Below are 25,623 nucleotides of genomic sequence, written 5' to 3'. Positions count from 1 at the left end.
TAAATTGCCGTATGTAGGAGTTTGGTAATAGAATTTTGCACTTTTTTTCAATTTACTATTGCAAGGTGGAAAATCATTCAATAAAATGCGCCCCACTTGTGCCGACTTAGCTCAGTAGGTAGAGCAACTGACTTGTAATCAGTAGGTCACCAGTTCGATTCCGGTAGTCGGCACCACTTTCTCCCTTCCTTTAAGGCAAGCGAGAGAAAGCTCAAAATTTGGAGAGGTTCCCGAGTGGCCAAAGGGAGCAGACTGTAAATCTGTTGGCACTGCCTTCGATGGTTCGAATCCGTCCCTCTCCACCATATTCTAAAGGTTAAATAGCTCAAACAGAGTTACGTGTTGCGTGCATCGTATAATGGCTATTACCTCAGCCTTCCAAGCTGATGATGCGGGTTCGATTCCCGCTGCACGCTCCAACTCATTTTGTGTGCTGATATAGCTCAGTCGGTAGAGCGCACCCTTGGTAAGGGTGAGGTCCCCAGTTCGACTCTGGGTATTAGCACCAGTCTAAAGCTTCTTCTCCTTTAATAAAGAAAACCATTTTTTTGGTTGCGTGGTCTTATTTTAAGCCACCTAATCCGTACCTAGAGGGACACCCCATGTCTAAAGAAAAATTTGAACGTACGAAACCGCACGTAAACGTTGGTACTATCGGCCACGTTGACCACGGTAAAACAACTCTAACAGACTCCAGCACGTCACTACGCACACGTAGACTGTCCAGGACACGCGGATTATGTTAAAAACATGATCACTGGTGCTGCACAAATGGACGGCGGTATCCTAGTTGTTGCTGCGACTGACGGCCCTATGCCTCAAACTCGTGAGCACATCCTACTTGGTCGTCAAGTTGGTATCCCTTACATCATCGTATTCATGAACAAATGTGACATGGTTGATGACGAAGARCTACTTGAGCTAGTAGAAATGGAAGTTCGTGAACTTCTTTCTGAGTACGACTTCCCAGGTGATGACCTACCAGTTATCCARGGTTCTGCACTTGGCGCACTAAACGGCGAGAAGCAGTGGGAAGACAAGATCGTTGAGCTTGCAGAAGCACTAGATTCTTACATCCCTGAGCCAGAGCGTGCAGTAGACCAACCGTTCCTACTACCAATTGAAGAYGTATTCTCAATTCAAGGTCGTGGTACTGTTGTAACTGGTCGTATCGAGCGYGGTATCCTACGTGTAGGTGACGAAGTAGAAATCGTTGGTATCAAAGAGACTACTCTTACTACTTGTACTGGTGTTGAAATGTTCCGTAAACTGCTTGACGAAGGTCGTGCAGGTGAGAACGTTGGTGCACTTCTACGTGGTACTAAGCGTGATGACGTTGAACGTGGTCAAGTACTTTCTGCGAAAGGTTCTATCAACCCACACACTAAGTTTGAGTCTGAAGTATACGTACTTTCTAAAGACGAAGGCGGCCGTCACACTCCTTTCTTCAAAGGTTACCGTCCACAGTTCTACTTCCGTACAACTGACGTAACAGGCGACATCACTCTACCNCTTGTACTGGTGTTGAAATGTTCCGTAAACTGCTTGACGAAGGTCGTGCAGGTGAGAACGTTGGTGCACTTCTACGTGGTACTAAGCGTGATGACGTTGAACGTGGTCAAGTACTTTCTGCGAAAGGTTCTATCAACCCACACACTAAGTTTGAGTCTGAAGTATACGTACTTTCTAAAGACGAAGGCGGCCGTCACACTCCTTTCTTCAAAGGTTACCGTCCACAGTTCTACTTCCGTACAACTGACGTAACAGGCGACATCACTCTACCTGAAGGCGTAGAAATGGTAATGCCAGGTGACAACGTTCAAATGACTGTTGAGCTAATCGCTCCAATCGCAATGGACGAAGGTCTACGTTTCGCAATCCGCGAAGGTGGCCGTACAGTTGGTGCTGGTGTTGTAGCTAAAATCTTTGCATAAGATTTGACGAACCACTAGTAAAAAGGGCATCATTTGATGCCCTTTTTCTGCGCTGAAAAAAGAGTTGAGCGATTTGACATCAATTTCAGCTCTTAGCAAAGAATTAAACGGTCTTTTTGACTAAAATGACTGTTAGATGTGTTGTTTTGCAACGCAAAGGAATGTGCCCTGCAACAGCGGGGTTATTGTCGTCTATATTTAAGACTTATCACAGGTTGGTTTTATGAAAGCAAACGCTGAAACTCCTGATAGCTCAAGTGCAGCAGATACAATGAAGTGGATTGTCGCTTTTGTTCTGTTGGCTGCTGCTGTTGTGGGTAATTACCTGTATGGTGAATTGTCTGTTGTAATTCGCGCTGCAGGTGTAGTTGTGCTGATTGCTGCCGCACTAGGCGTTGCAGCAACAACAACTAAAGGTAAAGCTGCGATCGATTTTGCAAAAGAATCTCGTATGGAGATTCGTAAAGTTGTTTGGCCTACTCGCCAAGAAACTATGCAAACTACATTGATCGTTTTAGCTGTATGTATTGTTATGTCTCTAGTGCTTTGGGGAATTGACGGCATTATGGTCCGTCTAGTTTCTCTAGCAACTGGGGTGTAGAGGGTTCTGATTCATGAGTGAAGCTCCAAAAAAACGTTGGTATGTAGTTCAAGCCTTTTCTGGCTTTGAAGGTCGTGTTGCACAGTCGCTACGCGAGCATATTAAAATGCACAACATGGAAGAACTATTTGGCGATGTGCTAGTACCTACTGAAGAAGTAGTGGAAATGCGTGCAGGCCAACGTCGTAAAAGTGAACGTAAATTCTTCCCTGGCTACGTATTAGTTCAAATGATCATGAATGATGAATCATGGCACTTAGTACGCAGCATTCCGCGTGTTATGGGCTTCATTGGTGGTACCTCTGATCGTCCTGCACCAATCACTGATAAAGAAGCTGATGCTATCTTGAACCGTCTAGAGAAAGCGAGCGAGTCTCCACGTCCTAAGACAATGTTCGAAGCGGGTGAAGTGGTTCGTGTGAACGATGGTCCATTTGCTGACTTCAACGGTACTGTTGAAGAAGTAGATTACGAGAAAAGCCGCATTAAGGTATCTGTATCGATCTTTGGTCGTGCAACACCGGTTGAGCTTGAATTTGGTCAGGTTGAAAAACTGGACTAATACTCTTACCTTTTGAGCAAGTTGTGGATAAATAGTTCATAAGCTGTTCAAAATTAAAGAGTATAAAAAATCACCTTTTTAGGGTTGTTAAAGGCGCGAATTATGATTATAATTTCGCGCCTTTTTGCTTCTGAGGAAGTAAAAAAGAGTTAATTGAAATTATGGGGAGCTCGCCTTACGGCTGGCGCATGTACCCAAATATTAGGAAATATCATGGCTAAGAAAGTTGAAGCTTATATCAAACTGCAAGTTGCAGCTGGTATGGCAAACCCAAGTCCACCGGTTGGTCCTGCTCTAGGTCAACACGGCGTGAACATCATGGAATTCTGTAAAGCGTTCAACGCAAAAACAGAATCTGTTGAGAAAGGTCTACCTACTCCAGTAGTTATTACTGTTTACAACGACCGTTCTTTCACGTTCGTAACTAAGACTCCACCTGCTGCTGTTCTTCTTAAGAAAGCTGCTGGCGTTAAGTCTGGTTCTGGTCGTCCAAACACTGAGAAAGTTGGTACTGTTACTGACGCTCAAGTTCAGGAAATCGCAGAAACTAAAGCTGCTGATATGACTGGTGCTGACATCGAAGCAATGAAGCGTTCTATTGCTGGTACTGCTCGTTCAATGGGCCTAGTGGTAGAGGGATAAGATCATGGCAAAACTTACTAAGCGTATGCGCGTAATCCGCGACAAAGTTGACTCAACTAAAGAATACGAAATCAACGAAGCTGTTGCTCTTCTTAAAGAACTAGCGACTGCTAAATTCGTTGAGTCTGTAGACGTTGCTGTTAACCTAGGCATCGATGCTCGTAAATCTGACCAAAACGTTCGTGGCGCAACTGTGCTACCTCACGGTACTGGCCGTGACATCCGCGTTGCTGTTTTCACTCAAGGTGCAAACGCAGAAGCTGCTAAAGCTGCTGGCGCAGATATCGTTGGTATGGAAGATCTTGCTGAGCAAGTGAAAAAAGGCGAAATGAACTTCGACGTAGTTGTTGCTTCTCCAGATGCAATGCGTGTTGTTGGTCAACTAGGTACAATCCTAGGTCCACGCGGCCTTATGCCAAACCCTAAAGTTGGTACTGTAACTCCTAACGTTGCTGAAGCGGTTAAGAACGCTAAAGCTGGTCAGGTTCGTTACCGTAACGACAAGAACGGCATCATCCACACTACTATCGGTAAAGCATCTTTCGAAGCTAACCAGCTTCAAGAGAACCTAGAAGCACTTCTAGTTGCTCTTAAGAAAGCTAAGCCTTCTTCAGCTAAGGGTACTTACCTGAAGAAAGTAAGCATCTCTACTACGATGGGTGCTGGTGTTGCTGTTGATCAAGCTAGTCTTGACACTCAAGCAAACTAATTTGCTTAGGCGCAGATTTAGTGTATACTTCTGCGCCTAATATTTGTGGTTGGGTGGTTTTAAAGCAATTTGAAATCATCTATCCCAAGACCGTAGGCGCTGTCGATTTTCATTAGATTATTGATAGCTTAATAAAACCTACGTAGGCGATGTTGTGGTTTGAAGTGAATTTATTCATTTTTAAATAACATCGTAAACGCTCATTACATTTTGTATTGAGTGCTGTAATCACAACCAGAGGTTAATCCAAATGGCTTTAAATCTTCAAGACAAAAAAGCAATTGTTGCTGAAGTCAACGAAGCTGCCAGTGGTGCACTTTCTGCAGTTGTAGCTGATTCTCGTGGCGTTGAAGTTGGCGCAATGACTTCTCTACGTAAACAAGCTCGCGAAGCGGGTGTTTACATGAAAGTTGTTCGTAACACACTAGCACGCCGTGCGGTTCAGGGTACAGACTACGAGTGTCTAGTAGACACTTTCACTGGTCCAACTCTGATCGCATTCTCTAATGAGCACCCAGGTGCTGCAGCGCGTCTTTTCAAAGACTTCGCTAAAGAGAATAAAGATTTCGAGATCAAAGCTGCTGCATTTGAAGGCGCAGTTACTGATGCTGAAGTACTAGCGACACTACCAACTTACGACGAAGCTATCGCACGCCTAATGATGTGCATGAAAGAAGCTTCTGCTGGCAAGCTGGTTCGTACTATCGCTGCTGTTCGCGACCAAAAAGAAGAAGCTGCGGCATAAGCCTTGCTTTTCACTGGTTGCTATTTAAACTTATTGTTGACTTAAAAGAGAATTGTTATGTCTATTACTAACGAGCAAATCCTAGACGCAGTTGCAGAAATGTCTGTAATGCAAGTTGTTGAGCTTATCGAAGCTATGGAAGAGAAATTCGGCGTTACTGCAGCTGCTGCTGTTGTAGCTGGCGGCGCAGCTGGCGGCGACGCTGCTGCTGAGCAAACTGAATTCGACGTTATCCTAACTGCTGCTGGCGCTAACAAAGTACAAGTTATCAAAGCTGTACGTGGCGCAACTGGCCTAGGTCTTAAAGAAGCTAAAGGTCTTGTAGACTCAGCTCCTGCAGCGCTTAAAGAAGGCGTTGACAAAGCTGAAGCTGAAGCTCTTAAAGCACAGCTAGAAGAAGCTGGCGCTTCTGTTGAAATCAAGTAATTATTACTTAATTTCATAGCCGCAAGGCTAATGGCTGGTGGTTTATTAACCACCGGCCTTTTTGCGCTGTAGGGCTATGACGAAATTTCCGCTGTTTAACCGTCATAATCCGAGCAAAAAAACAGTCATTTTTTCGAAATGATTGTTCACTACCACTAAACAGCTGTTTGTCACCACCCCCTCTGAAGAGTGTTTTGGGTGGTTTGGGTCACTTATCAGCGAGCTGAGGAACCCCATGGTTTACTCTTATACCGAGAAAAAGCGCATCCGTAAGGATTTTGGTACTCGTCCACAAGTTTTGGACATTCCATACCTGTTATCGATCCAGCTTGATTCTTTCGACAAATTCATCGAACAGGATCCAGAAGGTCAATACGGTCTTGAAGCTGCTTTCCGTTCTGTATTTCCAATTCAGAGCTACAACGGCAATTCTGAGCTGCAATACGTTAGCTACCGTCTTGGTGAGCCAGTTTTTGACGTTAAAGAATGTCAAATCCGCGGTGTTACTTACTCAAAGCCACTACGCGTAAAACTACGTCTAGTTATCTTTGATCGAGATGCACCAGCAGGTACTGTAAAAGACATTAAAGAACAAGAAGTCTACATGGGCGAAATTCCGCTTATGACAGACAATGGTACTTTCGTAATTAATGGTACCGAGAGGGTTATCGTATCCCAGCTGCACCGAAGCCCAGGCGTGTTCTTCGACAGTGATAAGGGTAAGACCCACTCATCAGGTAAAGTTCTTTATAACGCACGTGTAATTCCTTACCGTGGCTCATGGTTAGACTTTGAGTTCGATCCTAAGGATAACTTATTCGTACGTATCGACCGTCGTCGTAAGCTACCAGCATCGATTATTCTTCGTGCACTTGGTAAATCGACTGAAGAGATCCTAGATCTGTTCTTCGACAAAGTGAACTTCGAAGTTAAAGACCAAACTCTTCTTATGGAGTTGGTTCCTGATCGTCTACGTGGTGAAACTGCGTCATTCGACATCGAAGCAAACGGCAAAACTTACGTTGAGACTGGTCGTCGTGTTACTGCTCGCCATATCCGTCAACTTGAAAAAGATGGCGTTGAGCACATCGAAGTACCAGTAGAGTACATCGTTGGTAAAGTTGCATCTAAAGATTACATCAATGAAGCAACTGGCGAGATCATCGTTGGCGCGAACCAAGAGATTAGCCTAGAAGCACTTGCTAACCTGTCTCAAGCAGGCCACAAGGCTCTACAAACTCTGTTCACGAATGACCTAGATCACGGTCCATTCATGTCAGATACTCTACGTGCAGATAGCACAGTAGATCGCATCTCTGCATTGGTAGAAATCTACCGCATGATGCGTCCTGGCGAGCCACCAACGAAAGAAGCTGCAGAATCTCTATTCGAAAGCCTATTCTTCTCTGAAGAACGTTACGACCTATCAACTGTAGGCCGTATGAAGTTCAACAGCTCTATCGAGCGTGAAGAAGAAGAAGAGCGCGGTACTCTGGATGAATCAGACATCATCGAAGTGATGAAGAAACTGATTGGTATCCGTAACGGTATTGGTGAAGTGGACGATATCGACCACCTTGGCAACCGTCGTATCCGTTCTGTAGGTGAAATGGCAGAAAACCAATTCCGTGTTGGTCTAGTTCGTGTAGAACGTGCCGTTAAAGAGCGCCTAAGCCTTGGTGACCTTGATGCAATCATGCCTCAAGATCTAATCAACGCTAAGCCGATCTCTGCTGCAGTTAAAGAATTCTTTGGCTCTTCACAGCTTTCACAGTTTATGGACCAAAACAACCCATTGTCAGAAGTTACGCACAAGCGTCGTATCTCTGCTTTAGGTCCTGGTGGTCTTACTCGTGAGCGCGCAGGCTTCGAAGTACGTGACGTTCACGTAACTCACTACGGTCGTCTATGTCCGATCGAAACGCCTGAAGGTCCAAACATCGGTCTAATTAACTCGCTATCTGCGTTTGCACGTTGTAACGATTACGGTTTCCTAGAAACTCCGTACCGTCGTGTAGTAGATGGTGTAGTAACAGAAGAAGTTGATTACCTGTCTGCAATCCAGGAAGGTCAATTCGTAATCGCGCAGGCAAACACTGTTCTTACAGAAGAAGGTACGTTTGCAGATGAGCTAATCACAGCTCGTCAAAAAGGTGAATCTGGTCTTCACCCTCGTGATCACGTTGACTACATGGACGTTGCGACAAACCAAGTAGTATCTATCGCTGCTTCGCTTATCCCGTTCCTAGAACACGATGATGCGAACCGTGCATTGATGGGTGCGAACATGCAACGTCAAGCTGTACCAACACTTAAGGCTGATAAGCCTCTAGTAGGTACTGGTATTGAACGTAACATCGCAGTTGACTCTGGTGTTACAGCGGTTGCTAAGCGTGGTGGTCAAGTTCAGTCTGTAGACGCTTCTCGTATCGTAGTTAAGGTTAATGAAGATGAGTTGGTACCTGGCGAAGCTGGTATCGATATCTACAACCTAACTAAGTACACGCGTTCGAACCAAAACACATGTATCAACCAACGTCCAACTGTACTTCCTGGCGAACCAGTTGCACGCGGCGATGTTCTTGCTGACGGTCCTTCAACAGACCTTGGTGAACTAGCTCTTGGCCAAAACATGCGTATCGCGTTCATGCCTTGGAACGGTTACAACTTCGAAGACTCGATCTTAGTATCTGAGCGCGTAGTTCAAGAAGACCGTTTCACGACTATCCACATCCAAGAACTATCTTGTGTGGCTCGTGATACCAAGCTGGGCTCTGAAGAGATCACAGCTGATATTCCAAACGTAGGTGAGTCTGCTCTGTCTAAACTAGACGAGTCAGGTATCGTTTACATTGGTGCTGAAGTTAAGGGTGGCGACATCCTAGTTGGTAAAGTAACACCTAAAGGTGAAACTCAACTGACTCCTGAAGAGAAGCTACTACGTGCTATCTTCGGTGAGAAAGCATCTGATGTTAAAGATACTTCTCTACGTGTACCAAACTCTGTTTCGGGTACTATCATCGATGTACAAGTCTTCACTCGCGATGGCGTAGAGAAAGACAAGCGTGCACTTGAAATCGAACAGATGCAGCTTAAAGAAGCTAAGAAAGACCTAACTGAAGAGTTCCAAATTCTTGAGGGTGGCCTTCTTAACCGTGTTAAAGCTGTACTTCTGTCTGGTGGTTACTCTGAAGCTAAGCTTGATACTATCGGTCGTAAGCAATGGCTAGAGCAAGTTCTAGAAGACGATGCGCTACAAACACAGCTTGAGCAACTTGCTGAGCAGTGGGATGAGCTAAAAGCAGACTTCGATAAGAAGTTTGAAACTAAGCGTCGTAAAATCACCCAAGGTGATGATCTAGCGCCTGGCGTTCTTAAGATTGTTAAAGTTTACCTAGCGGTTAAACGTCGTATCCAGCCTGGTGATAAGATGGCCGGTCGTCACGGTAACAAAGGTGTAATCTCTAAGATTAACCCTGTTGAAGACATGCCATACGATGAGAAAGGTCAACCTGTAGACATCGTACTTAACCCGCTGGGTGTACCATCGCGTATGAACATCGGTCAGATCCTAGAAGTTCACTTAGGTTTGGCTGCTAAAGGTATCGGTGACAAGATCAACCAAATGGTTAAGGAACAACAAGAACTGCATAAGTTCCGTGAGTTCCTACAGAAGGTTTATGATCTTGGTGATACTCGTCAGAAAGTTGATATTGCTGAACTGTCTGATGATCAAGTTCGTACACTGATCAAGAACCTACGTGGCGGTCTACCGATTGCTACTCCTGTGTTCGACGGTGCTTCTGAGACATTAATCAAAGAACTTCTTAAACTGGGTGATCTGCCAGAATCTGGTCAGCTTAAACTGTTTGACGGTCGTACTGGTGATTCGTTTGAGCGTCCTGTAACTGTAGGTTACATGTACATGCTGAAACTGAACCACTTGGTTGATGACAAGATGCACGCTCGTTCTACTGGTTCTTACAGCCTAGTAACTCAGCAACCACTTGGTGGTAAAGCTCAGTTCGGTGGTCAGCGTTTCGGTGAGATGGAAGTATGGGCACTAGAAGCATACGGTGCTGCATATACTCTACAAGAAATGCTAACAGTTAAGTCGGATGACGTTAACGGCCGTACTAAGATGTATAAGAACATCGTAGACGGTAACCATAGCATGGAACCTGGTATGCCTGAGTCGTTCAACGTACTGTTGAAAGAGATTCGCTCGCTAGGTATCAACATCGAGCTAGAAGACGAAGAGTAATCCCTCCTCTTTTTAAAAGAAGATAGGATTATTTGGTAAAAGGGAGCCCGCTGCAGTAGCGAGCTCCTTTAACTCCTTACAGGAGCTGAATGTGAAAGACTTATTAAACTTTCTAAAAGCACAGCATAAGACCGAAGAATTTGATGCAATCAAAATCGGTCTATCTTCACCAGACATGATCCGTTCATGGTCTTTTGGTGAAGTTAAGAAACCGGAAACAATTAACTATCGTACGTTCAAACCTGAACGTGATGGTCTGTTCTGTGCGCGTATTTTTGGTCCAGTTAAAGACTACGAATGTCTTTGTGGTAAATACAAGCGCCTGAAGCACCGTGGTGTTATCTGTGAGAAGTGTGGCGTTGAAGTTACACAGACTAAAGTTCGTCGTGACCGTATGGGCCACATCGAGCTAGCTTCTCCAGTTGCTCACATCTGGTTCCTAAAATCACTGCCGTCTCGTATCGGTCTACTAATGGATATCCCTCTACGTGATATCGAACGTGTTCTTTACTTCGAAATGTACGTAGTAACTGAACCAGGTATGACTGATCTAGAAAAATCTCAGATGCTTACTGAAGAAGAGTATCTGGATCGTCTAGAAGAGTGGGGTGACGAATTCACTGCTAAGATGGGTGCTGAAGCGATCAAAGATCTGCTTGCAACAATGGACCTTCATCAAGAAGTGGAAGAAATGCGCGAAGAGTTGGAAACAACTAACTCTGAAACTAAGCGTAAAAAAGTTACTAAGCGTTTGAAGCTAGTTGAAGCGTTCATCCAATCGGGCAACGACCCACAATGGATGATCCTGACTGTACTTCCAGTGCTACCGCCAGATCTACGTCCTCTAGTACCACTAGATGGCGGTCGTTTTGCGACTTCTGATCTGAACGACCTTTACCGTCGTGTTATTAACCGTAACAACCGTTTGAAGCGTCTTCTAGAGCTAGCTGCTCCGGACATCATCGTACGTAACGAAAAGCGTATGCTGCAAGAGTCTGTTGATGCACTTCTAGATAACGGTCGTCGCGGTCGTGCGATTACAGGTTCGAACAAGCGTCCTCTGAAATCTCTTGCTGATATGATCAAGGGTAAACAAGGTCGTTTCCGTCAAAACCTTCTAGGTAAACGTGTAGACTACTCTGGCCGTTCTGTAATCACAGTAGGTCCATACCTTCGTCTACATCAGTGTGGTCTTCCTAAGAAGATGGCACTTGAGCTATTTAAGCCGTTCATCTACAGCAAGCTAGAAACTCGTGGCATGGCTACGACAATCAAAGCTGCTAAGAAGATGGTAGAGCGCGAAGAAGCTATCGTTTGGGATATCCTAGACGAAGTTATCCGTGAACACCCAGTACTGCTTAACCGTGCACCTACACTTCACCGTCTAGGTATCCAAGCGTTTGAACCAGTACTAATCGAAGGTAAAGCGATTCAGCTTCACCCACTAGTGTGTGCGGCATACAACGCCGACTTCGATGGTGACCAAATGGCGGTACACGTGCCTCTAACTCTAGAAGCACAGCTTGAAGCTCGTACACTGATGATGTCGACGAATAACATTCTGTCGCCAGCGTCAGGTGATCCGATCATCGTACCTTCTCAGGACGTTGTATTGGGTCTTTACTACATGACTCGTGAAAAGATCAACGTGAAAGGCGAAGGTATGTACCTTGCTGGCCCTGAAGAGGCTGAGAAGGCATACCGTACTAAGACTGCTGAGCTACACGCTCGCGTTAAAGTTCGTATCACTGAGACCGTAGTAGACGAAGATGGTAACAGCACTACTGAAACGAAGATGGTTGATACAACTGTCGGCCGTGCAATGCTATGGCAAATCGTTCCAGCGGGCCTACCATACAGCATCGTTAACCAAAAGTTAGGTAAGAAGCAAATTTCTACCCTTCTTAACGAAGCGTACCGTAAGCTTGGTCTTAAGGACACAGTAGTATTCGCTGACCAAATCATGTACGCAGGTTTTGCATACGCGGCACTTTCTGGTGTTTCTGTAGGTATCGACGATATGGTTGTACCTCAAGCGAAATACGATGAAATTGAATCTGCTGAAGAAGAAGTTCGTGAAATCCAAGAGCAATTCCAATCTGGTCTTGTTACTGCGGGTGAGCGTTACAACAAAGTTATCGATATCTGGGCATCTACGAATGACCGCGTTGCGAAAGCAATGATGGATAACCTATCTTCTGAAACAGTTATCAACCGTGACGGTGAAGAAGAACAGCAAGAATCGTTCAACAGCATCTACATGATGGCCGACTCGGGCGCACGTGGTTCTGCAGCTCAGATTCGTCAGCTAGCGGGTATGCGTGGTCTGATGGCGCGTCCAGATGGTTCAATCATCGAAACGCCGATCACTGCGAACTTTAAAGAAGGTCTAAACGTCCTTCAGTACTTTATCTCAACGCACGGTGCTCGTAAGGGTCTTGCGGATACAGCACTGAAAACAGCAAACTCGGGTTACCTAACTCGTCGTCTAGTAGACGTTGCTCAAGACGTTGTAGTACACGAACATGACTGTGGCACGCATGAAGGTATCGACATGATGCCTCACATCGAAGGTGGTGACGTTAAAGTTGCACTTTCTGAGCTTGCTCTAGGTCGTGTAGTAGCTGAAGACGTTCTTAAGCCTGGTACTGAAGATGTACTGATTCCACGTAATACTCTGATTGATGAGAAGTGGTGTCAAATCATGGAAGACAACTCAGTAGATAGCATGAAAGTGCGCTCTGTTGTTACCTGTGATGCAGACTTCGGTTGTTGTGCACAGTGTTACGGTCGTGACCTAGCACGTGGTCACCTAGTGAACCAAGGTGAAGCAGTTGGTGTTATCGCTGCACAATCTATCGGTGAACCGGGTACACAGCTAACGATGCGTACGTTCCACATCGGTGGTGCGGCATCTACTGCAGCAGCAGAGAACAGCATCCAAGCTAAGACAACTGGTACTGTGAAACTTCACAACGCTAAGTTCGTAATCAACAAAGACAAGAAGCTAGTTATCACTTCTCGTGCATCTGAGATGACGATTATTGATGAGTTCGGTCGTACTAAAGAGAAGCACAAACTTCCTTACGGTTCTGTACTGAGCAAAGCGGACAACGACGCAGTGGAAGCTGGTGAAGTTGTAGCTAACTGGGAAGCGCACACTATGCCAATCATCACTGAAGTGGCAGGTCGCATCCAGTTCGTTGATATGATCGATGGCGTAACTGTTTCTCGTCAAACGGATGATCTAACTGGTCTTTCTTCTTCTGAAGTTACAGATGCAGCAGCTCGTCCAGCAGCAGGTAAAGATATGCGTCCAGCTATCAAACTTGTTGACGAGCAAGGTAACGATGTAATGATCCCTGGTACTGAAATGCCAGCTCACTACTTCCTACCTGGTAAAGCGATTGTAAACATTGAAGATGGCGCTGAAGTTGGCATTGGTGACACACTATCTCGTATCCCTCAAAAATCGAGCGGAAACAAAGATATCACCGGTGGTCTTCCACGCGTAGCTGACCTATTCGAAGCTCGTAAGCCTAAAGAGCCTGCGATCCTTGCTGAGCACACAGGTACTGTGTCTTTCGGTAAAGAAACGAAAGGTAAGCGTCGTCTAGTAATCACTCGTGAAGGCGGTGACGCTTACGAAGAGATGATTCCTAAGCATCGTCAATTGAACGTGTTCGAAGGTGAGAAGATTGAACGTGGTGATGTAATCGCCGACGGTCCTGAAACTCCACACGATATCCTGCGTCTACGTGGTATCCACGCAGTAACTCAGTACATCGCGAACGAAGTTCAAGAAGTTTACCGCTTACAAGGCGTTAAGATTAACGATAAGCACATTGAGACTATCGTTCGTCAAATGCTACGTAAGTGTACAATCACTCATTCTGGTGACTCTCAGTTCCTACCTGGCGAACAAGTTGAGTACCACAATGTTAAGATTGCTAACCGTAAGCTAGAAGCTGAAGGTAAAGAACTAGTACGTTTCGAACGTGATCTACTAGGTATTACTAAAGCATCTCTTGCAACTGAGTCATTCATCTCAGCTGCATCGTTCCAAGAAACGACTCGCGTACTAACAGAAGCTGCGGTTTCTGGTAAGCGTGATGACCTTCGCGGTCTGAAAGAGAACGTAATTGTTGGTCGTCTGATCCCAGCTGGTACTGGTTTCGCATACCACCAAGAGCGTCAAGCTAAGCGTGAAGAAGAGCAAGAAGGTCCTTCAGCTGAACAAGCTACTGACAATCTAGCAGCACTTCTAAATGCTGGTTTCTCTTCAGAAGAGTAAGCTCTACGAGTAGTCTCTAAGAGATAACAAAAAGGCACCTACGGGTGCCTTTTTTGTATCTAGCGTTTGGGTTATTGGTATGTGAGTTTAGGCGTGTTTTTACTGACGCTAGCCGGTGAATCACGAGCATTGATGGAAAGAGGATAATCGTGGGTGAGTCGAGGGTACGGATTAGCAGTTTGCTGGTGGTACTTAGGCTTTAATAGAGTTGAGTGGTTAGGGGAGTTATAGGCAAAACAAAAAGCTTGCACAGAGGCAAGCTTATTAAGGGTTCAGCTAACTAAGCGCCTGGTGGGATCGCTAAACTGTCTGCAATAAGCTGGATAAGATTATCTTCTACTTCAAAACGTACTTCGAGTAGTTCACCTACTTTTGACATATCTCCTTCGAAGTTAGGCAACTCATCGTCTGCATTTACTTTGACGTACTTATCATTGAACTCTAGAAGTGGCTCGGTTGTAAGTACGATCTTCGCGTAAGTTGTATCAATCTCGTCATTGGTTTTAAAGCCTGTTGCTTGCCATTTTTTCATGACCATATCGTAGATCTTAAAATGACCCTCTGAGATATAATCGACAACATGATCGCAGAATGAGCTTATTTCTTTAGGAGAAGGGAGTTCAACAACGTTTGATTGCCCGTTGCTAGCTGGCTGCAAGGCACCTAGCTTACAATACTCAACGATTAGAGACTGTCGAGTTTCGAGCCAATGATCGATGACCTCATTAGAGCCACCCCATTGTTCTTGTATTTGTTTGAATTTATTTAGCATGACCATGTCCTCATGATCTGATCACAACCTTGTGATCAAGTAATTGCCTAAGCAGGGTCCGTTTATTGATAGCTACTAAAAGTAATAGCTTGAATTATTCTCTGCTACAACTCTAGTATGAAATTAGATTGCCAGTAAAATGAACGAACTGCAAGCAATGAGGCATAGGGATGTTAAAAAAAAGTGATAAGAAAATGACAGAGCAAGCTTATTGGTGCGTCGTTTCAGGTAGTGATATTTGGGTTAATAATGATCAGTTTCCTTACGGCTCTGCGGACGAGCTAGGGCTGAGTGTTGAACATGCAATTTGTATTGGTCAATATCAAGGTCGTAAGGTGTATTGGCTTAACGATTGTGATGTCGAGAGTGAACTGAGCATGGTTAACCTACGCGAGTTACTGCACTGGCCTGAATCGAACTTTCTCATGGCAAGTAAGGCTATCCAGTATGGGCACATGACCCAAAGTATGCGTTTTTGCCCGCAATGCGGCGGTCGTAATCACCTGAATCACAATCAAGTGGCGATGCAGTGCGGTGACTGCCGAACTCTTCATTATCCACGCATCTTCCCGTGTATCATTGTCGCTGTACGAAACGACAACAAGATATTGCTGGCACAACACCCAAGACATAAAACGGGCATGTATACCGTGATAGCGGGCTTTCTAGAAGTAGGAGAGACCTTAGAGCAGTGTGTGGCGCGTGAAGTTAAAGAAGAAACTGGCATTGATGTGGGTAATATTCGTTACTTTGGCAGTCAGCCATGGGCTTTCCCATCGAGCATGATGATGGCCTTTCTGGCTGATTATGCTGGTGGTACTCTCAAGCCTGATTACAGTGAGCTATCTGATGCCCAGTGGTTTGACGTGACGGCTCTACCTGACGTGGCTCCGGTAGGTACTATTGCGAGACAATTGATTGAGAAAACAGTCGATGACGTGATGAAAGGCGAAGTGATAGAGCAGGTGCTCGAGCACTAAATGGCCTGCAATAGTATTTGGCCTATGGGTGGTCAAAAGCTAAAAAAAAACCCTCCACAAGTGGAGGGGGTAAGTAAGATGTCGTTATGAGATGCTGAGTAGTGACTACTCAGGTGTTATAATTGTAATTTTCGCTAGCGAACAAATTTTTAACATGCTCCCTTAATTGGGTGCAAATTAAGCATTGATTTAAAAGTTAATAACTTGATCTAGGTTGCAAAGCACACAGCTTTTACCCCTCAATCAGTGTTAGAATACTTGCCATCAAAACTAGACAAGATTGAATTGGAATTTAACGGAATGACCGAATTAAAAAACGATCGCTATTTACGCGCACTTTTAAAACAGCCTGTTGATTACACACCGGTATGGATGATGCGCCAAGCTGGCCGCTATCTTCCAGAGTACAAAGCAACGCGTGCAGAAGCAGGCGACTTCATGTCTTTGTGCAAAAACGCGGAACTTGCATCAGAAGTAACCCTTCAACCTTTACGTCGTTTCCCGCTTGATGCGGCAATCTTGTTCTCAGACATCCTAACGATCCCTGATGCTATGGGCTTAGGTTTGTACTTTGAAACAGGTGAAGGTCCTAAGTTCGAGCGTCCTATCACATGTAAAGCTGACGTAGAAAAGATTGGCCTACCTGATCCAGAAGGTGAGCTTCAATACGTAATGAACGCTGTGCGTCAGATCCGTAAAGACCTGAAAGGCGAAGTACCACTGATTGGTTTCTCTGGCAGCCCATGGACACTCGCGACATACATGGTTGAAGGTGGAAGCTCTAAAGCGTTCACTAAGATCAAGAAGATGATGTACGCAGAACCACAAACACTGCACCTGCTTCTAGATAAGCTGGCTGACAGTGTGATTGAATACTTAAACGCGCAAATTAAAGCGGGTGCTCAATCGGTAATGGTATTTGATACATGGGGTGGTGTACTTACTCCTCGTGATTACAACCTGTTCTCACTGCAGTACATGCACAAGATCGTTGATGGCCTAATCCGTGAAAACGAAGGTCGTCGTGTTCCAGTTACTCTGTTCACTAAGAACGGCGGCATGTGGCTTGAGTCTATCGCAGCAACTGGCTGTGATGCTGTAGGCCTAGACTGGACAATCAATATCGCAGACGCGAAAGCTCGCATTGGCGACAAAGTTGCACTGCAAGGTAACATGGACCCTTCTATGCTTTACGCTCAACCAGAACGTATTCGTGAAGAAGTAGGTAGCATTCTTGAAGGCTTTGGCGACGGTGGTACAGGTCATGTATTTAACCTAGGTCACGGTATTCACTTAGATGTTCCGCCAGAAAACGCTGGTGTGTTCGTTGACGCTGTTCACGAACTGTCTAAGCCTTACCACAAGTAATTCTGAGTAAGATGATTGAAAGCGCTGCTGGGCATCCCGCAGCGCTTTTTTATTGCCTGAAGCTTGGCATTTTATACTTGTTGAATTTCGTCGCGTACAGTTAATTAAGCATTTGGATCATGGTAGGCCAAATGCTCTGAGATGTGCTGTCTGATATAAGGAATGACGTCATTCTCAAACCAAGGGTTCTTCTTGAGCCAGATATTATTGCGTGGTGAAGGGTGGGGAAGTGGTAAAAACTCCGGTGCCCAAGCCTGCCAGTTCTTGACTGTCTCAGTCAGTGTTTTGGTTGCCCTTTCCTTCAAATAATAGTTTTGCGCATACTGACCAATCAATAGTGTCATTTGGATATTGGGTAGTGATTGCAGTACTTTCTGATGCCACAACTCTGCACATTCTGGTCTTGGAGGGAGGTCGCCACTTTTTCCTTTCCCCGGGTAACAAAACCCCATCGGTACAATCGCGACTTTTTGCTCGTCATAAAAGGTATCGCTGTCTACCCCTAGCCATTCTCTTAATCTTTCACCACTGGCATCGTTCCAAGGGATGGAGGATTCATGCACCTTGATACCTGGCGCTTGGCCTATGATCAGCAAGCGCGCGTTTGGATGTGCTTGAATGACAGGATTGGCACCATGCGAGAGGTGAGGCTCACATGCTGTGCATTGTCGTATCTCTTTAAGTAGCGAAGAGGACATCAGTAGCCTTTATCAAAATCAATGACATGGTTCAGTGTAAAACCATCTCGCCATTGTTGGTAATTCTCTACAAAGATCTCGACCACTTGTCTTGGCTCACTGAGTGCAGCGATGTGTGGCGTAATCGTCACTTGCGGGAGTTTCCAGAACGGGTGATCTTGCGAAAGGGGCTCGCTTTCAAATACATCTAAAAATGCGTGTTCTACCCATCGGTTTTTAATTGCCAACAACAAGGCTTTGTTGTCTAAGCTTTCCCCTCTGCCGACATTAAACAGCAGCACATTAGAACAATAACTGAGAGTGGTTTGATTAAGCAGTTGATGGGTTTCAGGCGTCGATGGCAGGGTATTGACCACAATGTCTGCTTGTTTGAGGGCGGCTTCTAACTCATTGATGTGGAATGTATCTTTGAAGGTCTCTTGCTTTGATGGGATACCCGTGCGGTTGACGCCAATGGTATGAATGCCAAACGCTTCAGCGGTTTTTGCTAAATGACTACCAATAGACCCCGTGCCTAAAATCACCATGGTTTTGTCAGTTAGGCTAGAATAAAGCTGAGGCTGCCAGTTTCGTTGCTGTTGTTGCTGGTGGTAATGAGGAAAGTGTCTAGAGTGGCTGATGGCGTAACCTAAAACGTACTCCGCGATAGCAGGGCCGAAGATACCCTTGACGTTAGTCAGCGCGTAATCCTGACGAAGCTCTGGTTGAGTGAGCTTATTGATGCCAGCGTAGGTGCTTTGTACCCAATCAAGCGTTTTAAACTCGTTAAGACGCTCGGCTATCAGGGGAGGCGAGGCTAGTACAATTTCAGCTAACTCGGGGTTTTGAGTGATTTCTAAGTCGGGTAAATCCTGGTTTAGAATCAGTTGCGTATAGGTATCGTCATGCTCAGTAAGAATATAGAGCTTATTCGTAAAATTGTTCATCGGCTTACCTTTTCCCCCCAGGGTTTATCAAGTACACTTTCGCTGTCTTTTTCTGCAATTATTGAGTGACTATGCTTCAGAATCCACTGCAGGTTCGTCTTGAAAAGTTAGAACCTTGGCAACAAATTACCTTTATGGCGTGTCTATGTGAGCGTATGTACCCTAACTATGCCATGTTTTGTGAGAATACAGAATTTGCGGAAGCTCGAATCTATCGTGATGTTTTGGATAGCATTTGGGAAATCCTAACGGTTAAAACGGCAAAGGTGAACTTTGAACGTCAACTAGAGAAAGTAGAAGAACTATTTCCTAGCGCAGATGATTTTGACTTCTATGGTGTTTACCCTGCAATGGACGCGTGCCAAGGCTTAGCAACGCTGATCCATGGTCTGCTTGACCGTGAGCACATGTTTGAGGCTGTGATTAAAGTGAGTCAACAATCGGTGAAGACGGTTGCTGAGCTTGAGTTTGCTCAAGGTGCAGATGAAGTGACAAACGAAAACCAGAAAGAAAACGAAGCGGTGTGTGAAGAGTGGGATGTTCAGTGGGCCATTTTCCGACCTCTACGTGAAACGACTGAGCGCGACCTAGAGCTTATCAAAGACCTACGTCACGAACTGCGTGAAGACCCAGTCAGTAACATTGGTGTCGCGTTATAATTCGTTATCGCATCAAAGTACGAATAAAAATAAAGGCTCCCTTGGGAGCCTTTATGTATCTGACGATATCAAATCGAGATTAAGCGTCTTTTTTCTCTTCTTTTGGCGCTTGCTCTTCATCCGTAGTTTTTGAATCAGAGGCTTCGTTGTCTGCTTGAGTTTCTTCCTCTGGCTCGTCCTCTTCATCGCGGTTTTCGATAACACCGTGTGTTTCTTTCCACTTCTCCCAGCGTTGAAACGCCAGTTCTTGCATATCAGTGGTCTTATCCGCTTCGTCGACGATCTCTTCGCCTACAAGATGCTCAAAGATGTCTTCTAGGGTGATGATGCCCTGAATTGTGCCGTACTCATCAACAACCAAAGACAGTTGCAGGCGGTTTGCCATCATTTGGTCAAAAGCTTTCGCTAAGCCCATGTTGTTCAGTAATACGTGAATAGGACGCATCACTTCACCTAGCGCTTTTTCACCACAACCGGCTTGCTGCAATCTAAACAGCTCCAAGCGGTGGACGAAGCCTATGATGTTATCGCTCTGCTCGCTGTAGACCAGTGGGCGAGAGAATGGCGTATCTTTGTGCTGCTCAAGGAAAGTATTCACACTCATTTCCGCATCAACACGGAATACAACTGGGCGTGGTGTCATTACTTGAGTCACAGGTACGTCTTGAATGCCAAGTAGGTTGCTCAGGATTTTTGATTCGCCTTCTGCAAACTCACCGCTCTCTTTAGCCAAAATTGCCATTGCAGACAACTCATCACGCATTTTTGGTGCTTGGTGGCCGCGAGCCAGACGCTTGGTAATTTGCTCTGAGAACCAAACAAACGGAGTTAGGAAGAACACCATCCAACGAAGTACGGTTGATGATGCTGGAGCAAGTTGACGCCAGTAGGTTGCACCAATCGTTTTTGGAACAATCTCAGACAAGACCAAAATACCCAGAGTTAGCACAGCTGAGAATACACCCAACCATTGGCTACCAAATACAACCGCTGCTTGTGCACCCGCTGTCGCTGCACCGATAGTGTGCGCGATGGTGTTGAGCGTTAAAATTGATGCCAGTGGACGGTCAATATCTGTTTTCAGTTTGTCTAATGACTCTGCTGCAGGGTGCCCATTTTGTTTTAGTTGAGCAATGTAGCTCGGACTAATACTCAAAAGTACAGCTTCCAAAACAGAACAAATGAAAGAAACTCCAATAGCAATGGAGACGTAAATAGTTAGCAGCAGCATGTTTGCCCTTAAATTAAATTGTACGCTTTATCAGCGATTCAGCGTGGATTATAGAGAAAAAGTAGTGGCTAGGTCATCATTAATTTTGCGCTGAGCCCCTTTTAAACAAGGGCTTGCTCAATAAAATCAGTAACAAATTGTGAGTTATTACTCATATTATGGCTAAAACTACGGCATTAGAGCTAAAGATCGACGACAAACCTTTGCCAGATGGGGCATTTATGTTTTAGAGTGAATTGAATTCAAAAATACAAAGAAGGGAAACCTAAAATGAACAAGACTCAATTAATCGACTTTATTGCTGAAAAAGCGGACCTTTCTAAAGCACAAGCTAAAGCTGCTCTAGAAGCAACTCTTGGCGGTGTTACAGATGCTCTTAAAGATGGCGATCAAGTTCAGCTAATTGGTTTTGGTACTTTTAAAGTAAACCACCGTGCAGCTCGCACTGGTCGTAACCCAAAAACTGGTGACGAGATCCAAATCGCTGCTGCAAATGTTCCAGCATTTGTTGCAGGTAAAGCGCTGAAAGATTCAGTGAAATAATCTAAACTGTACCGAGGTAGTCGTATTCCACCTCGGTACAGGTTTTTATGAAAAAAGCATTTCTTCTCGTTTCACTGTTATCTACATTTCTCATTGGCTGTTCTTCAACAAGCCCTCGCAAAAACCTAGAGCAATTTGAAACTCATACCGGCGGCCAAGTCATGGGCGACGCGACAAGTTTCTACTGGGTCACCAATAAGCTAACACAACCTCATACTTCAGCTGACTACGTCACTGTGGGCGATTACGGCTGGTACCAAACTGACTATGCTTGGTCGGAAGGTGTACTGCGTGAATTCATTCGTGAAGGTGAACAGCGTAATTCATCGAATGAGCTAGTCCCTTATCGCGTCCATGTGCGTTTCAATAAGTCAGGCGAAGCTGTGTATCAACAGTATCGTCTTAACAACAAGATCTTACCTATCCAAGCTAAACAGCTTGAGAACTACCAGAAAGAAGCTAAGTCGGTTCTAGAGACCACAATGAAGCAGTATGACGAAGGTTTTCGACTGATTCAGGGTTACTGGAATGGCAGTTCTTTCGAAACATGCTCTGGCGGCGAATTTGATAGCTTTGAGTTTAACCAGACCTTACCAAGCTTCGTGATTGACCGATTGGCGTCTGTGGAAAGCTATGCCGCGTTTCTAGGCAGCGATTCACTCGGTAAAATGTCGGTTGAAGAGTTACTGATGTTAGCTGATGACAGCCATGACTGTGTGACAAGGCCTTCATTACTGAAAGAGTAGTGGGTAATCAAATAATTAAGTGTATTTGGCCTATGGTAGGCCAAGTGCCGATTTGTCTGTACAGATGCAGATTAAGCAATAAAAAGGCGCCTTAGAGGCGCCTTTTTTCATTTTGTTGCGAACAGTCTTTTGTGGTCATTCACTTATCGTATTCGGATTAAGCGAGTGACAGTATTGATTACTGCTCTTGCTCGCGTGCAATCGCACGGTAACCAATGTCATTGCGGTGGAACATACCATTCCAGCTAACTTGCTTCGTTAACGCGTAAGCGCGTTCCTGAGCCTCAGAAACCGTGTTGCCTAGTGCTGTTGCACAAAGTACACGACCACCGTTTGTCACAACGTCGCCAGCTTCGTTATTTGTCGTACCTGCGTGGAAAACCTTTTGGCCTTCAACTTCGCTTGTTGGTAGTGAAATAACGTCACCTTTTGCGTAGTCAGCAGGGTAACCGCCAGCAGCAAGAACAACACCGATCGAAGCGCGTGGATCCCACTTAGACTCAGCTTCGTCCAGCTTCTCGTCGATAGCCATTAGGCAAAGCTCAACAAGGTCTGACTCCATACGCATCATGATAGGTTGCGTTTCAGGGTCGCCGAAGCGGCAGTTGTATTCGATAACCTTAGGTGTGCCATCAGCATCGATCATTAGGCCAGCGTAAAGGAAACCAGTGTAAGGTGCGCCTTCAGCATCCATACCACGTACCGTTGGGTAGATAACTTCCTCAAGGATACGGTTGTGGATTTCTGGAGTCACAACTGGAGCTGGAGAGTAAGCACCCATGCCGCCAGTATTCGGACCAGTGTCTTTGTCGCCAACACGTTTGTGATCTTGGCTGGTGGCCATAGGAAGAACGCTAGAACCGTCAACCATTACGATGAAGCTTGCTTCTTCGCCTTCAAGGAACTCTTCGATAACCACGCGGCTGCCTGCTTCGCCAAATGCGTTGCCAGCAAGCATGTCTTTGATTGCGTCTTCAGCTTCTTCAAGTGTCATCGCAACGATAACGCCTTTGCCAGCGGCAAGACCGTCTGCTTTTACTACGATTGGTGCGCCTTGCTCACGTACGTAAGCGATAGCTGGGTCAATCTCAGTGAAGTTTGCGTAGTAACCTGTTGGGATGTCATGACGAGCTAGGAAGTCTTTCGTGAACGCTTTTGAACCTTCAAGCTGCGCTGCTGCTTGAGTAGGGCCAAAGATAGGCAGACCGACTTCGCGGAATGCGTCAACCACACCAATAACCAATGGCGCTTCAGGGCCAACGATAGTCAGTTCGATTTTTTTCTCTTGAGCAAACGCGACTAAACCTGCGATGTCTTCAACGCCGATGTTTACGTTCTCAAGTTTCGGCTCAAGTGCAGTACCTGCGTTACCTGGAGCAATGAATACTGTTTCAACGTTTGGGTTTTGTGCTGCTTTCCAACCTAAAGCGTGCTCACGACCGCCGGCACCAATAATAAGTACATTCATGTTTTAATCCTTACATCAAAAATCGTCATTCTCGAAGTTGAGGAACGAAACTATCGGGAATCTTCTTAGTTCGTTGAATAGAGAGATTCCGTATTACGCTCGTGCCTCACTATACGGAATGACGATATCGAAAATATTAAGCTTTTAAGTCATGTTGATAGTTGAACCAACATGAGTAATGAATTCTTAAACCAATAAAAAAGGCTCTAGGAAAACCTAGAGCCTGTTCTGATTAGTGGCGGAAGTGACGCATGCCCGTAAAGATCATCGCCATGCCGTGCTCATCTGCTGCTGCGATAACTTCGTCATCACGCATAGAGCCACCCGGTTGGATAACACACTTGATGCCAGCTTCTGCTGCCGCGTCGATACCGTCACGGAATGGGAAGAATGCATCTGATGCCATTACACAACCTTCAACCTGTAGACCTTCGTCTGCAGCTTTGATACCTGCGATTTTCGCAGAGTAAACGCGGCTCATTTGGCCTGCGCCCACACCAATAGTCATGTCGCCTTTCGAGTAAACGATAGCGTTAGATTTAACGTACTTCGCCACTTTCCAGCAGAATAGCGCGTCTTTTAGCTCTTCAGCTGTAGGTTGGCGCTTAGAAACTACTTTAAGGTCATCTTCAGATACCATGCCTTGGTCGCGGTCTTGAACTAGCAAGCCACCGTTAACGCGTTTAACGTCAAAACCAGTTGTCTTAGTTGTCCACTCGCCACACTCAAGTAGACGAAGGTTTTTCTTAGCCGCTACGATTTCTACTGCCTCAGCAGAAACAGAAGGTGCAATGATAACTTCAACGAATTGACGCTCAGTGATAGCTGTTGCTGTTGCAGCGTCTAGTTCACGGTTGAATGCGATGATGCCGCCAAATGCAGACGTTGGGTCTGTTTTGAATGCACGGTCGTAAGCTTCTAGGATGTTTTCACCTAGTGCTACACCACATGGGTTAGCGTGCTTAACGATTACACATGCTGGCTGGTCGAACTCTTTCACACACTCAAGTGCTGCATCAGTGTCAGCGATGTTGTTGTAAGAAAGCGCTTTACCTTGAATTTGGCGAGCAGTAGATACTGACGCTTCTTCTGGGTTTGCTTCAACGTAGAATGCCGCTGCTTGGTGGCTGTTCTCACCGTAGCGCATGTCTTGTTTCTTCTCGAACTGTTGGTTGAACGTGCGAGGGAATTTGCTTTCTTCGTCACCTTCTTTGTTCTCACCGTAAGATGGAACCATAGTGCCGAAGTAGTTTGCGATCATGCCGTCGTAAGAAGCTGTGTGCTCGAATGCTGCGATAGCTAGGTCGAAGCGAGTCTCTAGCGTTAGAGATTTCTCGTTCGCGTCCATTTCAGCAACAACGCGCTCATAGTCGTGAGCGTTCACAACGATAGTCACGTCTTTGTGGTTCTTCGCTGCAGAGCGAACCATTGTAGGACCGCCGATGTCGATGTTCTCAACAGCGTCAGCAAGGGTACAACCTTCTTTAGCAACGGTTTCTGCGAATGGGTATAGGTTTACAACAACCATATCGATAGGGTTGATACCGTGAGTTTCCATCACGTCATCGTCTTGACCACGACGGCCTAGAACACCACCATGAACTTTTGGGTGCAGAGTCTTAACACGGCCGTCCATCATTTCAGGGAAACCAGTGTAGTCAGATACTTCTGTAACAGAGATGCCTTTTTCAGCAAGCAGGCGAGCAGTGCCACCGGTAGATAGGATATCTACACCACGGTTAGCAAGAGCTTGTGCAAATTCAACGATACCAGTTTTGTCTGATACGCTGATTAGAGCGCGGCGAATTGGACGAGCGTTATTCATGCTTCCATCTTCCTCAAATTCATGGGGTTAAAATAAAGATATTTGCCAAAAAAGAACTTGTTTCTATCTTCTTAGCGTGGATTATCTTAGATACCAGTAAGAGATAAAATATTGGCCAGTTTTGGTAAAGACCTTTGGGTTTGTCTTATGATCTCGCTATAAGATAACCAACTCCAAATTTGATGGCGCAGATTCTAACTAATTTATTACAAAAAAGCTCGCGCAATCGT

The 25,623-nt window shown here is 45.4% G+C and carries 19 protein-coding genes, 4 tRNA genes and 2 pseudogenes; 19 read left to right on the top strand and 6 right to left on the bottom strand.

The window, feature by feature from the left end:
• Nucleotides 1-100: 100 nt before the first annotated feature.
• From L1D37_RS14540 to rpoC, 14 genes and pseudogenes are all read left to right on the top strand, one after another.
• A tRNA-Thr gene (locus L1D37_RS14540) sits at nt 101-176 on the top strand.
• Between the two features lie 44 nt (nt 177-220).
• Nucleotides 221-305 (top strand) — tRNA-Tyr (locus L1D37_RS14535).
• A 39-nt stretch (nt 306-344) separates the two neighbouring features.
• Nucleotides 345-419 (top strand) — tRNA-Gly (locus L1D37_RS14530).
• A gap of 13 nt (nt 420-432) precedes the next feature.
• Nucleotides 433-508: transfer RNA gene (locus L1D37_RS14525), tRNA-Thr, on the top strand.
• Between the two features lie 94 nt (nt 509-602).
• A pseudogene (locus L1D37_RS14520) lies at nt 603-1,455 on the top strand (elongation factor Tu); the annotation flags it as partial.
• Between the two features lie 59 nt (nt 1,456-1,514).
• Nucleotides 1,515-1,934 (top strand): annotated as a pseudogene (locus tag L1D37_RS14515) (EF-Tu/IF-2/RF-3 family GTPase); the annotation flags it as partial.
• Between the two features lie 223 nt (nt 1,935-2,157).
• On the top strand, nt 2,158-2,535 hold the full coding sequence (gene secE, locus L1D37_RS14510) for a preprotein translocase subunit SecE (protein WP_017631512.1): 378 nt from the start codon (nt 2,158-2,160) through the stop codon (nt 2,533-2,535).
• Between the two features lie 13 nt (nt 2,536-2,548).
• Complete coding sequence (gene nusG, locus L1D37_RS14505) at nt 2,549-3,097, top strand: transcription termination/antitermination protein NusG (RefSeq protein ID WP_010435556.1); 549 nt, start codon at nt 2,549-2,551, stop codon at nt 3,095-3,097.
• 213 nt (nt 3,098-3,310) lie between these two features.
• Nucleotides 3,311-3,739, top strand: a complete 429-nt coding sequence (gene rplK / locus L1D37_RS14500; RefSeq protein WP_010435555.1) for a 50S ribosomal protein L11 — start codon at nt 3,311-3,313, stop codon at nt 3,737-3,739.
• A 4-nt stretch (nt 3,740-3,743) separates the two neighbouring features.
• Nucleotides 3,744-4,448: a 50S ribosomal protein L1 gene (gene rplA / locus L1D37_RS14495; protein WP_017631514.1), complete on the top strand. Its 705-nt coding sequence runs from the start codon at nt 3,744-3,746 to the stop codon at nt 4,446-4,448.
• A 250-nt stretch (nt 4,449-4,698) separates the two neighbouring features.
• On the top strand, nt 4,699-5,193 hold the full coding sequence (gene rplJ, locus L1D37_RS14490; protein WP_010435550.1) for a 50S ribosomal protein L10: 495 nt from the start codon (nt 4,699-4,701) through the stop codon (nt 5,191-5,193).
• A gap of 57 nt (nt 5,194-5,250) precedes the next feature.
• Entirely contained in the window at nt 5,251-5,619 is a 369-nt protein-coding gene (gene rplL, locus L1D37_RS14485) for a 50S ribosomal protein L7/L12 (protein ID WP_017631516.1), read from the top strand.
• Between the two features lie 235 nt (nt 5,620-5,854).
• Nucleotides 5,855-9,883, top strand: a complete 4,029-nt coding sequence (rpoB, locus tag L1D37_RS14480) for a DNA-directed RNA polymerase subunit beta (protein WP_017631517.1) — start codon at nt 5,855-5,857, stop codon at nt 9,881-9,883.
• 91 nt (nt 9,884-9,974) lie between these two features.
• A complete protein-coding gene (gene rpoC, locus L1D37_RS14475) occupies nt 9,975-14,177 on the top strand; it encodes a DNA-directed RNA polymerase subunit beta' (protein WP_017631518.1) in 4,203 nt (1,400 codons plus the stop codon).
• A 280-nt stretch (nt 14,178-14,457) separates the two neighbouring features.
• On the opposite strand, the gene L1D37_RS14470 is transcribed toward rpoC, so the two are convergent.
• The gene (locus tag L1D37_RS14470; protein ID WP_017096512.1) at nt 14,458-14,955 is read right to left on the bottom strand and encodes an Rsd/AlgQ family anti-sigma factor; all 498 of its coding nucleotides are present in this window, start codon (nt 14,953-14,955) and stop codon (nt 14,458-14,460) included.
• Nucleotides 14,956-15,119: 164 nt separating this feature from the next.
• Here L1D37_RS14470 and nudC point away from each other — a divergent pair, with 164 nt between their 5' ends.
• Together nudC and hemE are read left to right on the top strand one after the other, a co-directional pair.
• Nucleotides 15,120-15,929 carry an NAD(+) diphosphatase gene (gene nudC, locus L1D37_RS14465; protein ID WP_239848313.1) on the top strand — a complete coding sequence of 270 codons (810 nt, stop codon included), beginning with the start codon at nt 15,120-15,122 and terminating at the stop codon, nt 15,927-15,929.
• A gap of 300 nt (nt 15,930-16,229) precedes the next feature.
• Entirely contained in the window at nt 16,230-17,297 is a 1,068-nt protein-coding gene (gene hemE / locus L1D37_RS14460) for a uroporphyrinogen decarboxylase (RefSeq protein WP_017060530.1), read from the top strand.
• A gap of 104 nt (nt 17,298-17,401) precedes the next feature.
• On the opposite strand, the gene L1D37_RS14455 is transcribed toward hemE, so the two are convergent.
• Both L1D37_RS14455 and L1D37_RS14450 read right to left on the bottom strand, forming a co-directional pair.
• Complete coding sequence (locus L1D37_RS14455) at nt 17,402-17,995, bottom strand: uracil-DNA glycosylase family protein (protein WP_239848312.1); 594 nt, start codon at nt 17,993-17,995, stop codon at nt 17,402-17,404.
• Complete coding sequence (locus L1D37_RS14450; protein WP_239848311.1) at nt 17,995-18,921, bottom strand: D-2-hydroxyacid dehydrogenase; 927 nt, start codon at nt 18,919-18,921, stop codon at nt 17,995-17,997. The genes L1D37_RS14455 and L1D37_RS14450 overlap by 1 nt, the downstream gene beginning before the upstream one ends.
• A 71-nt stretch (nt 18,922-18,992) precedes the next feature.
• On the opposite strand from L1D37_RS14450, the gene L1D37_RS14445 reads away from it, so the two are divergent.
• Nucleotides 18,993-19,580, top strand: a complete 588-nt coding sequence (locus L1D37_RS14445; protein WP_017633397.1) for a DUF416 family protein — start codon at nt 18,993-18,995, stop codon at nt 19,578-19,580.
• A gap of 79 nt (nt 19,581-19,659) precedes the next feature.
• On the opposite strand, the gene L1D37_RS14440 is transcribed toward L1D37_RS14445, so the two are convergent.
• Nucleotides 19,660-20,811, bottom strand: coding sequence for a hemolysin family protein (locus tag L1D37_RS14440; protein ID WP_239848310.1), 1,152 nt, complete (start codon nt 20,809-20,811; stop codon nt 19,660-19,662).
• A 270-nt stretch (nt 20,812-21,081) separates the two neighbouring features.
• On the opposite strand from L1D37_RS14440, the gene hupA reads away from it, so the two are divergent.
• Together hupA and L1D37_RS14430 are read left to right on the top strand one after the other, a co-directional pair.
• Entirely contained in the window at nt 21,082-21,354 is a 273-nt protein-coding gene (gene hupA, locus L1D37_RS14435; RefSeq protein ID WP_004729753.1) for a nucleoid-associated protein HU-alpha, read from the top strand.
• 47 nt (nt 21,355-21,401) lie between these two features.
• Nucleotides 21,402-22,100 (top strand): DUF1481 domain-containing protein, encoded by a 699-nt coding sequence (locus L1D37_RS14430; protein ID WP_017633395.1) that lies wholly within the window; start codon nt 21,402-21,404, stop codon nt 22,098-22,100.
• A 178-nt stretch (nt 22,101-22,278) separates the two neighbouring features.
• Here L1D37_RS14430 and purD read toward each other — a convergent pair whose 3' ends face one another.
• Both purD and purH read right to left on the bottom strand, forming a co-directional pair.
• The gene (gene purD / locus L1D37_RS14425) at nt 22,279-23,568 is read right to left on the bottom strand and encodes a phosphoribosylamine--glycine ligase (protein WP_123326539.1); all 1,290 of its coding nucleotides are present in this window, start codon (nt 23,566-23,568) and stop codon (nt 22,279-22,281) included.
• A gap of 232 nt (nt 23,569-23,800) precedes the next feature.
• Nucleotides 23,801-25,393 (bottom strand): bifunctional phosphoribosylaminoimidazolecarboxamide formyltransferase/IMP cyclohydrolase, encoded by a 1,593-nt coding sequence (gene purH, locus L1D37_RS14420; RefSeq protein WP_239848309.1) that lies wholly within the window; start codon nt 25,391-25,393, stop codon nt 23,801-23,803.
• Nucleotides 25,394-25,623 lie beyond the last annotated feature (230 nt).

The organism is Vibrio sp. Isolate33 (genome assembly GCF_022397895.1).
GTDB lineage: Bacteria > Pseudomonadota > Gammaproteobacteria > Enterobacterales > Vibrionaceae > Vibrio > Vibrio pomeroyi.
The sequence above is the reverse complement of the archived record's forward strand: the minus strand, read 5'-3'. Positions and strand labels throughout refer to the sequence as shown.

Coding starts and splice junctions, on each gene's coding strand:
- purD (WP_123326539.1), bottom strand. CDS start 23,568: ATGAATGTACTTATTATTGGTGCCGGCGGTCGTGAGCACGCTTTAGGT.
- purH (WP_239848309.1), bottom strand. CDS start 25,393: ATGAATAACGCTCGTCCAATTCGCCGCGCTCTAATCAGCGTATCAGAC.
- nusG (WP_010435556.1), top strand. CDS start 2,549: ATGAGTGAAGCTCCAAAAAAACGTTGGTATGTAGTTCAAGCCTTTTCT.
- secE (WP_017631512.1), top strand. CDS start 2,158: ATGAAAGCAAACGCTGAAACTCCTGATAGCTCAAGTGCAGCAGATACA.
- rpoB (WP_017631517.1), top strand. CDS start 5,855: ATGGTTTACTCTTATACCGAGAAAAAGCGCATCCGTAAGGATTTTGGT.
- rplA (WP_017631514.1), top strand. CDS start 3,744: ATGGCAAAACTTACTAAGCGTATGCGCGTAATCCGCGACAAAGTTGAC.
- L1D37_RS14470 (WP_017096512.1), bottom strand. CDS start 14,955: ATGGTCATGCTAAATAAATTCAAACAAATACAAGAACAATGGGGTGGC.
- L1D37_RS14455 (WP_239848312.1), bottom strand. CDS start 17,995: ATGTCCTCTTCGCTACTTAAAGAGATACGACAATGCACAGCATGTGAG.
- rplL (WP_017631516.1), top strand. CDS start 5,251: ATGTCTATTACTAACGAGCAAATCCTAGACGCAGTTGCAGAAATGTCT.
- L1D37_RS14440 (WP_239848310.1), bottom strand. CDS start 20,811: ATGCTGCTGCTAACTATTTACGTCTCCATTGCTATTGGAGTTTCTTTC.
- nudC (WP_239848313.1), top strand. CDS start 15,120: ATGTTAAAAAAAAGTGATAAGAAAATGACAGAGCAAGCTTATTGGTGC.
- hemE (WP_017060530.1), top strand. CDS start 16,230: ATGACCGAATTAAAAAACGATCGCTATTTACGCGCACTTTTAAAACAG.
- hupA (WP_004729753.1), top strand. CDS start 21,082: ATGAACAAGACTCAATTAATCGACTTTATTGCTGAAAAAGCGGACCTT.
- L1D37_RS14430 (WP_017633395.1), top strand. CDS start 21,402: ATGAAAAAAGCATTTCTTCTCGTTTCACTGTTATCTACATTTCTCATT.
- rplK (WP_010435555.1), top strand. CDS start 3,311: ATGGCTAAGAAAGTTGAAGCTTATATCAAACTGCAAGTTGCAGCTGGT.
- rplJ (WP_010435550.1), top strand. CDS start 4,699: ATGGCTTTAAATCTTCAAGACAAAAAAGCAATTGTTGCTGAAGTCAAC.
- L1D37_RS14450 (WP_239848311.1), bottom strand. CDS start 18,921: ATGAACAATTTTACGAATAAGCTCTATATTCTTACTGAGCATGACGAT.
- L1D37_RS14445 (WP_017633397.1), top strand. CDS start 18,993: ATGCTTCAGAATCCACTGCAGGTTCGTCTTGAAAAGTTAGAACCTTGG.